At 29.6% G+C, this 12,907-nt stretch carries 10 protein-coding genes; all 10 read left to right on the top strand.

What is annotated here, in order from left to right:
- The first annotated feature begins 33 nt into the window (after nt 1-33).
- On the top strand, nt 34-1,701 hold the full coding sequence (locus NSA50_RS10365; protein WP_195263684.1) for a ribonuclease J: 1,668 nt from the start codon (nt 34-36) through the stop codon (nt 1,699-1,701).
- A 150-nt stretch (nt 1,702-1,851) separates the two neighbouring features.
- Complete coding sequence (gene typA, locus NSA50_RS10370; protein WP_195263683.1) at nt 1,852-3,678, top strand: translational GTPase TypA; 1,827 nt, start codon at nt 1,852-1,854, stop codon at nt 3,676-3,678.
- A gap of 96 nt (nt 3,679-3,774) precedes the next feature.
- On the top strand, nt 3,775-4,782 hold the full coding sequence (gene mltG / locus NSA50_RS10375; protein ID WP_195428318.1) for an endolytic transglycosylase MltG: 1,008 nt from the start codon (nt 3,775-3,777) through the stop codon (nt 4,780-4,782).
- 48 nt (nt 4,783-4,830) lie between these two features.
- Nucleotides 4,831-5,475, top strand: a complete 645-nt coding sequence (locus NSA50_RS10380; RefSeq protein WP_195263681.1) for an O-methyltransferase — start codon at nt 4,831-4,833, stop codon at nt 5,473-5,475.
- A 4-nt stretch (nt 5,476-5,479) separates the two neighbouring features.
- A complete protein-coding gene (locus tag NSA50_RS10385) occupies nt 5,480-6,715 on the top strand; it encodes a peptidase U32 family protein (protein WP_195263680.1) in 1,236 nt (411 codons plus the stop codon).
- A gap of 21 nt (nt 6,716-6,736) precedes the next feature.
- Nucleotides 6,737-7,354 (top strand): uridine kinase, encoded by a 618-nt coding sequence (gene udk / locus NSA50_RS10390; protein WP_257444944.1) that lies wholly within the window; start codon nt 6,737-6,739, stop codon nt 7,352-7,354.
- A gap of 64 nt (nt 7,355-7,418) precedes the next feature.
- The gene (locus NSA50_RS10395; RefSeq protein ID WP_257444946.1) at nt 7,419-9,032 is read left to right on the top strand and encodes a penicillin-binding transpeptidase domain-containing protein; all 1,614 of its coding nucleotides are present in this window, start codon (nt 7,419-7,421) and stop codon (nt 9,030-9,032) included.
- Between the two features lie 278 nt (nt 9,033-9,310).
- Complete coding sequence (gene sigK, locus NSA50_RS10400; RefSeq protein ID WP_008678288.1) at nt 9,311-10,006, top strand: RNA polymerase sporulation sigma factor SigK; 696 nt, start codon at nt 9,311-9,313, stop codon at nt 10,004-10,006.
- A 117-nt stretch (nt 10,007-10,123) separates the two neighbouring features.
- Complete coding sequence (locus NSA50_RS10405) at nt 10,124-11,179, top strand: type IV pilus twitching motility protein PilT (RefSeq protein ID WP_195263677.1); 1,056 nt, start codon at nt 10,124-10,126, stop codon at nt 11,177-11,179.
- Between the two features lie 583 nt (nt 11,180-11,762).
- The gene (ftsZ, locus tag NSA50_RS10410) at nt 11,763-12,884 is read left to right on the top strand and encodes a cell division protein FtsZ (RefSeq protein WP_195263676.1); all 1,122 of its coding nucleotides are present in this window, start codon (nt 11,763-11,765) and stop codon (nt 12,882-12,884) included.
- The last annotated feature ends 23 nt before the right edge of the window (nt 12,885-12,907 follow it).

A 12,907-nucleotide genomic window follows, 5' to 3' on the forward strand; every position in this document is an offset into this window, starting at 1 on the left:
TAATACATATTTTAGGAAGAAGGAGGGGACATATTGAAAAACGAGAAGGCAAAAGTTAAGATTATTCCTTTAGGTGGGATAAATGAAATAGGTAAAAATATAACTGCAATAGAATATAAAAATGATATAGTAGTTATAGATTGCGGCTTGAAATTCCCAGATGAAGATATGTTCGGTATTGACTTAGTAATACCAGATATTAGTTATTTATTAAAAAATAAAGATAAGATAAGAGGGATATTTTTAACTCATGGGCACGAGGACCATATAGGTGCATTACCTTATGTTTTAAAACAATTAGATGTACCTGTATATGGAACAAAATTAACTCTTGGAATTGTTGAAACTAAGCTTAAGGAGCACGGATTATTAAGTTCAACAGAATTAATAAGAGTTAAACCAAGAGATGTAATTAAATTAAACTCAGTTTCAGTAGAGTTTATAAAAACAAATCATTCTATTGCAGATTCAGTTGCAATAGCAATACACACTCCACTTGGGGTAGTTTTACACACAGGAGATTTTAAAATTGACTACACTCCTATAGATGGAGAACCAATGGATTTTGCAAGATTTGCTGAAATTGGTAAAAGAGGTGTGTTAGCAATGATGGCTGATTCAACAAATGTTGAAAAGCCAGGATACACTATGTCTGAAAAAGTAGTAGGTGAAAGTTTTGCAAGATTATTTTCGAAAGCAAAAGGTAGAATTATCGTTGCAACATTTGCATCTAATGTACACAGAATACAACAAATAATTGATGCAGCAAGTATGCATGGAAGAAAAGTTGCAGTATCAGGAAGAAGTATGGAAAATATAGTAGCTGTAGCTGCGGAACTTGGATATTTAGAATTTGAAAAAGATATTTTGGTCAGCATAGATCAAATCAACAAGTACACAAATGACAAAGTAGTAATTATAACTACAGGTAGTCAAGGTGAACCGATGTCAGCACTTGCAAGAATGGCAAGTTCAGAGCATAGAAAGGTTAACATTGTAGAAGGTGATACTGTAATAATCTCTGCAACGCCAATTCCTGGAAATGAAAAATTGGTTTCTAAGGTTATAAATCAATTATTCCAAAAGGGTGCTGAAGTTATATATAAATCATTAGCCGAAATTCATGTATCTGGGCATGCATGTCAAGAAGAATTGAAGTTAATGCAATGTTTAGTAAAACCTAAGTTCTTTATACCGGTTCATGGTGAATATAGACACTTAAAGCAACATGGTGAGCTAGCAATATCTCTAGGTATGCCAGAACAAAATGTTATAATTCCTGAAAATGGTGGAGTTATAGAAGTTAATAGAAGTAGTATTAGAAGAAATGGATCTGTAAATTCAGGTCAAGTCTTTGTTGATGGATTGGGTGTTGGAGATGTTGGAAATATTGTTTTAAGAGATAGAAAACATTTATCTCAAGATGGTATTTTAACTGTTGTAGTAACTTTATCAAAAGAGAACAATTCAGTTATTGCAGGACCTGATATAATATCTAGAGGATTTGTTTATGTTAGAGAATCTGAGGGATTAATGGACGAGGCTAAAGAAATAGTTAAGGATGCTTTAAGACAGTGTGAAGAAAATAATATAACTGATTGGGCAAGCTTAAAGTCTAAAGTAAGAGATGAACTAAGAGGATATCTATATGAAAAGACAAAAAGAAAACCTATGATATTACCAATAATAATGGAAATATAATCTGTAAGGTTGACATTTTGCAATAATAATCTTAGAATGGAATATAGTCTAAGATATAAATTTTAAAAAAATTGGATACAGGTGTATCCAATTTTATTTTGGGAAAAATAAGTTATAGGTTTACATTAAAAATATACTGGAGGAAATTAAATGAATTTAATAAGTAGAGATGATATAAGAAATATAGCTATAATAGCTCACGTTGACCATGGTAAGACTACACTTGTAGATGCTTTATTAAAAGAGAGTCACGTTTTTAGAAACAATGAAAAAGTAGAAGAAAGAGTAATGGATTCAAATGATTTAGAAAAAGAAAGAGGAATTACAATTCTTTCTAAAAATACAGCTATTATGTACAATGGGGTTAAAATAAATGTAGTAGATACTCCAGGGCATGCTGACTTCGGTGGAGAAGTTGAACGTGTACTTAAGATGGTAGACTCTGTTTTATTAGTAGTTGATTCTTACGAAGGCCCAATGCCTCAAACTAAGTTTGTTTTAAAGAAGGCATTAGAACTTGGATTACAACCTATAGTTGTTATAAATAAGATAGACAAACCAAATGCAAGACCAGAAGAAGTAATTGATGAAGTATTTGAATTATTCCTAGAGCTTGGAGCAGATGATGAACAATTAGATTTCCAAATAATCTATGCATCTGCAAGAGAAGGATTTGCAAGATATAATGTTGAGGATACAAATACTGATATGGTTCCATTATTTGAAACTATATTAGAAAATGTAGAACCTCCAAAGGGATATATAGATGGACCTTTCCAAATGCTTGTAACTACATTAGATACAAATGAATATGTAGGAAGAATAGCTATTGGTAAAATACATAGAGGAACCGTTAAAAAGAATCAACAAGTTGCTTTAGTAAGAAAAGACGGTAGTACAACAAATTATAGGGTTTCAAGTATATTTACATATAACGGATTAAATAGAGAAGATGCTCAAGAAGCTTCACTTGGAGATATAATTGCATTAAGTGGTATTCCTGATTGTAATATAGGGGAAACTATAGCAGATGCCCAAGAACCTGAAGCTCTACCATTTGTTGAAATAGATGAACCTACATTAAGTATGAACTTTATGGTTAATGATTCTCCTTTTGCAGGTAGAGAAGGTGAATTTGTTACATCAAGACATTTAAGAGATAGATTATTAAAAGAATTAGAAACAAACGTAAGTTTAAAAGTTAATGAAGTATCTTCAGATTGCTTCGAAGTTTCAGGAAGAGGGGAACTACACTTATCTATTCTTATTGAAACAATGAGAAGAGAAGGTTATGAATTCCAGGTTTCAAAAGCCAATGTTATCTTTAAAGAAGAAAATGGTAAAAAGTTAGAACCTATGGAGTACTTAACTATAGACGTTCCAGAAGAATTTATGGGACCTGTTATGGAAAAATTAGGACCAAGAAAAGCTGAAATGGTAAATATGACTTCAGCAGTAAATGGTTATACAAGATTAGAGTTTGTTGTTCCAGCAAGAGGTTTAATTGGATTTAGAAGTGAATTCATGACTGATACAAAAGGTAATGGTATAATGAACCACGTATTCCATGGATATGATAAATATAAAGGAGAAATTCCAGGAAGAAGTAGAGGATCAATATGTTCATTTGAAGATGGTGATGCAATAACATATGGCCTATTTAATGCACAAGAAAGAGGAACATTATTTATTGGAGCTGGAATTCCTGTATATCAAGGAATGATAGTTGGTGAATGTTCAAGAGCAGAAGATATAGATATAAACGTATGTAAAGGTAAAAAGTTAACTAATACTAGAGCATCAGGATCAGATGATGCACTTAAGCTAACACCACCAAGACCAATGTCATTAGAACAATGTCTTGAATTTATTAATGCAGATGAATTAGTTGAAGTTACACCTGAAAATATAAGAATGAGAAAAAGAGTATTAGATGCAGCTGAAAGAAGAAGAATATCAAGTAGAAGCAAAAAATAATAAATGAAATAAAATCTCTTTATAAGTATAAAAAAAAGTATTATAATAAAGTAAATAGCCATAATAGGCTATTTACTTTATATGTAGGGGGTTTTTATGAGAAAATTTAAATCCAAAACAATTCCCATAATAATAATTTTAATACTAATTATAAGTTTGTTTGTTTTATTTAAAAGAGTAATAAATAAACCATTAAACACTTCAGAAGACATAGTTATCAATGTACAAGAAGGGGATAGTTTTTATAGTATAATAAATACTTTAGCAAAAGAAAAAAAAATTAAAAGTCTGCCGCTTATTAAATTGTTTGTTAAGGTTTCAGGAAAAAACATAGATGTGAAACCAGGTGAATATGTGTTACAAAAAGATTTAAGTGTTAATGAATTAATAAATAAATTAACTAATGAATCGTCACTAAATATAGTGAAGTTTACAGTTCCTGAAGGATATACAATAGATGACATAAGTGAGGAAATGGAAAGACAGGGAATATGTAGTAAAGAGGATTTTATTAAAGCTATAAAAGAATATGAGTTGCCGTCATTTGTAAAAATAAATAGTGAAAAAAGATATAATTTAGAAGGGTATTTATTTCCAGATACATATTTAATAAAAGTTGGAGAAACACCTAAAGAAATAATTACAAAAATGGTTTCAAGATTTAAAGAAATTCTTAATAAAGCAATGGAAGAAACAAATACAAATATTGAGGATGAAGATATTGAAACTGTAATAACAATTGCATCAATGATTGAGAAAGAAGCAATAGTTCATTCTGAAAGGCCTATGATTGCATCTGTAATAATCAATAGACTAAATATTGATATGATGTTACAGATAGATGCAACTGTAATATATGCATTAGGTGAACATGTAGATACAGTATTATATAGTCATTTAGAAACAAATTCTCCATATAATACATATAAAAATTATGGATTACCTGTAGGACCAATCTCTAATCCAGGTTTAGAATCAATAAAAGCTGCACTAAAACCTGATGAAACAGATTATTTATTTTATGTTTTACAAAATGATAAAACCCATTACTTTACTAATAACTATGAAGATTTTATGAAAAAACAAGATGAACTTGGATATTAAGATAAAAACTTAATGTTATAAATTATAGCCGCTATTCGGAGGAGTAATATGAGTGGAATAACCCATGATTATATGGAAGAATATATAAGAAGTTTAATACCTGAAGCTTGTGATAAATACAGAGATTTAGAGGATTTTGCTAAGGAAAATAAGGTTCCAATAGCACAAAAAGAAACAGCTAAATTTCTAGAATTTATGGTTAGTATGAAAAAACCTTTAAGGATTTTAGAACTTGGAACAGCTATAGGATATTCAGCGATATTAATGTATGAAGCTTCAGGTACGAAACCAACTATTACTACTATAGAACGTGATGAAAATATGATAAGATATGCTAGAGAAAATTTTAAAAAGTATAATCTCGAAGGGAAAATAGAGATTAAAGAAGGAGATTGTCTAGAAATTTTAGAGGATTTAAAAGAACCATATGATTTAATATTTATGGATGCTGGCAAAGGTCACTACAATCATTTTTTACCACATTGTTTAAGATTGTTAAAAGATGATGGAATTATAGTAGCAGATAATGTTTTGTTTAGAGGCATGGTTGCATCTAATGAATTAGTAAAAAGACGAAAAATTACAATAGTAAAAAGAATGAGAGAATACTTAGAATTAGTATCTAATGATAAAAATTTAATAACTTCTGTAATACCAATGGGGGATGGAATTGCAGTGACTAAAAGGAGGTAAAAATATGATAAAACCAGAAATTTTAGCACCAGCAGGGAGCCTAGAAAAATTAAAAATTGCAATAGACTTTGGAGCAGACGCAGTATATATAGGTGGAGGAAGGCTTAATTTAAGAGCTTTTTCAGATAACTTCACAAATGAAGAAATGGCAGAAGGTGTAAAATACTGTCATGATAGAGGGAAAAAATTATATGTAACTATGAATGTATTTCCAAGAAACCATGACTTAAAAGGTGTAGAAGAATACATTAAAGGATTATATGATTTAGGTATAGATGCAATTATAGCTGCAGATCCATCAATAGTAATGGCAGCTAAAATAGCAGCACCAGATTTAGAAATACATTTAAGTACTCAAGCTAATACAGTTAACTGGATGGCAACTAAGTTTTGGTATGAACAAGGTGTTAAGAGAGTAGTTTTAGCTAGAGAATTAACTTTAAATGAAATTAATGTAATAAAAGCAAATATACCAGAGGATTGCGAATTAGAAGTATTCATACATGGTTCAATGTGTATTGCATATTCAGGTAGATGTCTTATTTCAAATTATATGTTAGGCAGAGATGCTAACAAGGGAATATGTTCAAATGCATGCAGATATAAGTATTATTTAGTTGAAGAAACTAGACCAGGCGAATATTATCCAGTTGTAGAAGATGATAATGGTACATATATAATGAATTCAAAAGATTTATGTATGATAAAGCATATACCAGAACTTATTAAGAGCGGGATTCATTCATTAAAAATAGAAGGAAGAATGAAGAGTGAATTTTATGTAGCTTCAGTTGTTAAAGCATATAGAGAAGCTGTTGATTCATATATGGCAAATCCTGAAGGCTATGAATTTAAGCAAGAATGGATGGATACATTATTAAAAATAAGTCATAGACAATATCATACAGGTTTCTTCTTTGGCAAGACTGGAGAACAAAATTATGATGTGTCATCTTATGTTAGAGATTATGATATAGTAGGTATTGTTCAAAGTTATGATCCTGAAACTAAAGAAGCAACTATCCTTCAAAAAAATAGAGTTTTTGAAGGAGATGAAGTTGAAGTTTTAAGAGCTCATACACCTAATTTCAATGTAAAACTTGAAGAAATGTTTGATGTGGAGAAAGATGTTAAAACTAATGTTGCGAATAGAGCACATATGATATTTAAAGCTAAAGTTGAGACTCCATTAAAAGAAAAAGATATGTTAATTAAAGGTAAGAAAGTTTTAGAGCTATAGACATAAGAAGGAGGAACTATAATGAAAAAGCCAATCTTAATTGGAATAACTGGGGGAACAGGATCTGCTAAAAGTAGCATTGCAGATGCCATATATTCAAGTTTTTCTAATGAATGTATAGTAATGATACAACAAGATATGTATTATAAAGATCAAAGTCATTTATCTATGGAAGAAAGGGTAAAAACAAATTATGATCATCCAAGGGCATTTGATAATGATTTGCTAATTAAACATTTAAGCGATTTAATGAATGGAATTGCTATCGATAAGCCTATTTATGATTTTTCAAATCATAATAGAGCTAAAGAAACAGTAAGGATAGAGCCTAAAGATATCATAATCGTTGAAGGTATATTGGTATTAGAAGATGAAAGACTTAGAGAGCTGTTAGATATAAAGGTATATGTTGATACTGATGCTGATATAAGAATCCTTAGAAGATTAGTTAGAGATATTAATGAAAGAGGAAGAACTGTAGATTCAGTTATTAGTCAATATTTAGATGTTGTTAGACCTATGCATATGCAATTTACAGAACCAACAAAAAGATACGCAGATATTATAGTTCCAGAAGGTGGACAGAATAAAGTTGCAATTGATATACTTGTGACTAAAATAAAAGATATAATAAAATAGAAAAAAATGTATAGAAAACACCTCTAAAGGCTAGAATTAAGCCTAGGGAGGTGTTTTTTTAATAATGAATAAAAATAGAGTGAATTTAAAAAGAGTTATAATAATAATGGGGAGTTACTTAATAATTATATCTTTATTGATTGTAAGATTATACTTTCTTCAGATACATCCATCATCCAATGTTTCGGGACAAATGCAAAATTACCAATCAGAAAATCTATCTCAGATGAAATATAGAATTTTCGATACTAATGGAAAGGACATGATGGATTATAATAAAAAATATATAGTAATATTAGATACTAAGCCTTTTATGCTTAATAACTATGAAGAGACATTAGAAGATTTAATGGCCTTAAATTTTATCATGAAATCTGAAGAGCCTGATTTTAACTATTCAGATGTTATGAAAAATGATGGTAAAATATACTATAATGTTAGTGAGGAAACTTTTAATAAAGTAAATAAATTAAAGAATATAAAAGGAATATATACCTATACATATGATGAAGTTGATACTAAAGAAGCTTGGAAGACAAGTAATTTTTTAGCTAATATATCTGATGAAAATGTTATTGAAGGATCACTAGAATACGATTTAAATTCTTATATAAAAAATAATACTTATCCAGAAGCTAAATTTTATTTAGATGAAAAAGCTATTTATGGAGATGGGGAGCTAACTTTAGAAAATAATAATAATATTAAACTAACTGTAGATGAAACTTGGGAAGATAAAGTTAGGGAAGTACTTAAAAAAGAGGATTATGCATTTTTAAAAAATGTTGGCGTAGTAGTATCTGATGCAGAAACAGGGAAAATAAAAGCTATGGTTCAGAAGGATGAAACTCAAGCTAATGTAGATTTAGGAATAGAGCAATTAGGCTATGAACCAGGGTCAATATTTAAAGTAATAACAGAAACCATTGCATTAGATAAAGGTATTATAAGTCCAACAGATGTTTTTTCTTGTACTGGTGAGATTTGTAGCAAGAATGGCAAGCCTTATGGTCATGGCGATTTATCAGTAGAAGATGCACTAAAAGTATCATGTAATGATATTTTTGCAAAAGTAGGGGCAAAAGTTGGCTATGATGAAATGATGACTTATTTAGAAAAGATGGGATTATTTAAACCAGTTTTAAACTTAAAAGGTGAAAATAGAAATGAAGCTTCAGGAGTAAAGCCTACTTTAGAAAATAGTATGAATAATATTTCAATAGGTCAAACTATAATGGTTACTCCAGTACAAATGGCTGGATTATATAATACAGTAGTTAATGATGGAGTTTATATAAAGCCTACTATAGTTGAGTCAATAGTAGATGATAATGATAATATTGTAAAAGAATTTAAAGAAGAGCAGGTAAGGGTATTCAGTCAAACTGCTGCAAGACTAGCTCAGGAAACTATGTCTAAAGTAATTTGGGAAGGTTCAGGGTTTGAAGCTAAGGTAGAAGGTGTTAATATTGGAGGTAAAACTGGTACATCAACAGGTAATGGTGGTACTAATCATGGGTGGTTTGCTGGATATTTTGAAATGGATGGCAAAAAGTATACTATAGTGGTTATTGCCCCTAATATCGGAGAAAAACATCCAGATGGAAGAGAACTTGGAGGAGGAAATACTGGAGCTCCTATATTTAGAGATATAGTTACATCATTAACTAAGAACTAAGAACTAAGAACTAAGAAGCTAAATTTTAATAAAAAAATATAAAATTATTATAAATAATAAAACTGTTATAAAATCTGTGTTGATTTTATAACAGTTTTTATTTTATGAGATAATATGATTTTATAAGTTGTATTATATATTGATATAAAAAAATAATAATAATGAAAAATGACTCATATAACAATATAAAAAAATATTCCAACTTTATTTTAAGAAACACAAGCAATATTTTCGGATTTCATCATATTATATAATAAGCACTACGAGGAGGAAGTTCTGTGTTTTTTTTATCTAATATTATAGAGCTGTTATGTAATTCTGTATTTTTAACAGGATATATTTCAGGCAATAATACATTTCCAAAACCACTTGATGAAGAAGAAGAAGAGCAATATTTAAAACTTTTAAAAAATGGGGACAAAGAAGCAAAAAGTATATTAATAGAAAGAAATCTTAGATTAGTAGCACATATAGTAAAAAAATATAATTTTCCAAATAAAGATATTGACGAACTAATATCTATAGGAACTGTTGGGCTTATAAAGGCAATAGATTCATTTGATGCATCAAAAGGAACTAGATTAGCGACTTATGCATCAAGATGTATAGAAAATGAAATATTAATGCTTTTTAGAAATAATAAAAAACAAAAAAATGAAGTTTATTTACAGGATCCTATTGGAGTTGATAAAGAAGGAAATGAAATTTGCTTAATTGATGTCTTAAGTAGTGAAAAAGATTCTGTTTTAGAAAAAGTTGAAAGTAACCTTCAAATTAAGCAATTATATAATAAAATATGTGTTTCATTAAGCGAAAGAGAAGGAGAAATTGTGAAAATGAGGTATGGTCTTATTGATGGTAGGTGCAGAACCCAAAGGGAAATAGCAGCATTATTAGGAATATCAAGATCATATGTTTCAAGAATTGAGAAGAAAGCTTTAAAGAAATTGAAAAAAGAATTATCAACAAAATAGTGTTATAAACACATATATCCTATGTTGAAATATTATGTAATATAAAGAAGGAATATGAAAAGTTTTATCGAATAAATTAAAGTAGACATAGTCTAGCAACATGGAGGATATAGAATTATGTATGTGTTGAATGATTTATTAAATGAGACAATAGAAAAGGGTGCATCAGATTTGCACTTGACAGTTGGGTTACCTCCAACTATAAGAGTTAATGGAAGTTTGATCAAATTAGGAACTGAAAAACTAATGCCAAGTGCATTAAGGGATTTTTCAAAAGAAATTTTAGGAGAAAATTTTGAGTTATATAATAAAACTGGTGAAATGGATACATCGTATTCTATTTCTGGAACAGGAAGGTTTAGAGTAAATATATTTAAACAAAGAAACAGTGATGCTATTGCTATTAGAGTAATTGCATTAAAAATACCTAGTTTAGATGAATTAAAGCATCCTAAAGTAATAAAGGATATAATTCAAAAGCAAAGAGGATTAGTATTAGTTACTGGGCCAACAGGAAGTGGCAAAAGTACAACATTAGCAGCCATGATAAATGAAATAAACAATACAAGAGAGGCCCATATTATAACATTAGAGGATCCAATAGAATACCTTCATAAGCATAATAATTGCATTATAAATCAAAGAGAAATAGGAAAAGATAGCAAAAGTTATCAAAGTGCACTAAGAGCTATTTTAAGAGAAGATCCAGATGTTATACTTGTAGGGGAGATGAGAGACCTAGAAACTATTTCAATTGCAATAACTGCAGCAGAGACAGGTCATTTAGTATTCTCCACACTACATACAATAGGAGCTGCTAAAACTATTGATAGAATTATAGATGTTTTTCCACCGCATCAACAGCAACAAATAAGAGTACAATTAGCAGCGGTATTACAAGGTGTTGTATCTCAGCAATTAGTACCAGTTGAAGATAATAAAGGAAGGGTTGCGGCCTTAGAGGTAATGACTACAACACCGGGTATTCAAAATCTGATTAGAGAAGGTAAAACACATCAAATAGAATCAGCAATTCAAACAGGTGGAAAATATGGAATGAAAACTATGGATATGGCGTTAGCAGAATTATATAAAAAGGGAATCATAAGTGGAGAAACTGCATTAACATATTCAGTTGATAGAGATACTATAAAAAGAATAATGATGTTATAAAACAGAGTTTATACTCTGTTTTTTTATTAAATTTATAAAATAGTATAACTTATTAGAGGAAATTTAGAATCTTTGTTGAATATAAGATTATAAATATTTTTTTATATATTTTAAATGTATTTAACAATAGATAATAAGAAAAGCTTATTATACATGGATAAAGGGAGTGTTATTAAAAGAAGTACGGATGATTTCTTTAAAAATAATCATAATATTAACGAAAAGGTTGAGTTATTTCACTGTAGATGATAAAATATAATTGAATTTTATTAAATTTAATTATAAAAATTATGGTTATATTTATAAAAGTAAATAAAATTTACATTGATTTCTAAATTTTAATAGTAATTAAAAAGAATATAAGTAAAAAATACAAGTGAAAGTCCAAGAATATACATTTATTGTCTTTAAATAACAAAATCTTTCTTATTTAGGATATTAAAGTATTGTTAAAAAGGTACAGTATGATGTAAAATTAATATACGAAGATATATTATTATTGAATTTGAGATTGGTAAATGAATGAAGAGAAGAAACAAAGTAGAAAAATTACTAGTAGATATTTTCTAAAGGAGGAATTATTTTGTTAGATTTCGAAGTAGATATGCAAGAGTTAACCAACATTAAGGTAATTGGTTGCGGAGGCGGTGGAGGAAATGCCGTTAATAGAATGATTGCTGAAGGGCTAAAAAACGTTGAGTTTATTGCCGTTAATACAGATAAACAAGCTTTAATGCTATCTCATGCTAATGTTAAAATCCAAATTGGAGAAAAGTTAACAAAGGGGCTAGGAGCTGGTGCTAATCCTGAAATAGGAAAAAAAGCAGCAGAAGAAAGTAGAGAAGAAATAGCTGAAGCTATAAAGGGAGCAAACATGGTATTTATAACTGCTGGTATGGGCGGTGGAACAGGTACTGGTGCAGCTCCTGTAGTTGCAGAAATAGCTAAGTCTATGAGCATACTAACTGTAGGTGTAGTTACTAAGCCATTTCCTTTTGAAGGTAAAAGAAGAATGAGACATGCGGAAATGGGGATTGAAAACCTTATGAAGGCTGTTGATACTTTAGTTATTATACCAAATGAGAAATTACTAAGTATGGCTGATAAGAAGACAACTTTATTAGACTCATTTAAATTAGCAGATGAGGTATTAAGACAAGGGGTACAAGCTATATCTGACCTTATAACTATTCCAGGGGTAGTTAATGCCGACTTTGCAGACATAGAAACTGTTATGTTAAATAAAGGTCTTGCTCATATGGGAGTCGGTCATGGAACTGGAGATACTAAAGCACAAGATGCTGTAAGACAAGCTATTTCATCTCCATTACTTGAAACATCAATAGATGGAGCAACAGGAGTTATTATTAACTTTACAGGTGGAGTAGACCTTGGAGCTATAGAAGTATATGAAGCAGCTGATATCGTTAGAGAAGCGGCTGATCCAGATGCAAATATAATATTTGGAGCTGTTATAGATGAAACACTGTCTGATGAAATTAGAATAACAGTTATAGCTACAGGATTTGAGGAAGATAACAATAAAATATTACATCATGAACCGGTATTTGAGAAGAAAGTAGTTAAAGAGCAACCAATTAAACAGGAAGTTGAAATATCCGAGCCTACAAAAAGAGTAGATCCTCTTTTAGATATTGAAACTGACAGTGTAAATATACCAAGCTTTTTAAGATCAAGAAAATAGTTAATTAAAAAGACTAAGAAAGT

This window comes from Clostridium mucosae (assembly GCF_024622765.1).
Lineage (GTDB): Bacteria > Bacillota > Clostridia > Clostridiales > Clostridiaceae > Clostridium.

What these genes read in the sequence shown, in the direction of transcription:
- typA (WP_195263683.1), top strand. Translation starts at nt 1,852, where the DNA reads ATGAATTTAATAAGTAGAGATGATATAAGAAATATAGCTATAATAGCT.
- NSA50_RS10395 (WP_257444946.1), top strand. Translation starts at nt 7,419, where the DNA reads ATGAATAAAAATAGAGTGAATTTAAAAAGAGTTATAATAATAATGGGG.
- mltG (WP_195428318.1), top strand. Translation starts at nt 3,775, where the DNA reads ATGAGAAAATTTAAATCCAAAACAATTCCCATAATAATAATTTTAATA.
- NSA50_RS10405 (WP_195263677.1), top strand. Translation starts at nt 10,124, where the DNA reads ATGTATGTGTTGAATGATTTATTAAATGAGACAATAGAAAAGGGTGCA.
- NSA50_RS10385 (WP_195263680.1), top strand. Translation starts at nt 5,480, where the DNA reads ATGATAAAACCAGAAATTTTAGCACCAGCAGGGAGCCTAGAAAAATTA.
- NSA50_RS10380 (WP_195263681.1), top strand. Translation starts at nt 4,831, where the DNA reads ATGAGTGGAATAACCCATGATTATATGGAAGAATATATAAGAAGTTTA.
- udk (WP_257444944.1), top strand. Translation starts at nt 6,737, where the DNA reads ATGAAAAAGCCAATCTTAATTGGAATAACTGGGGGAACAGGATCTGCT.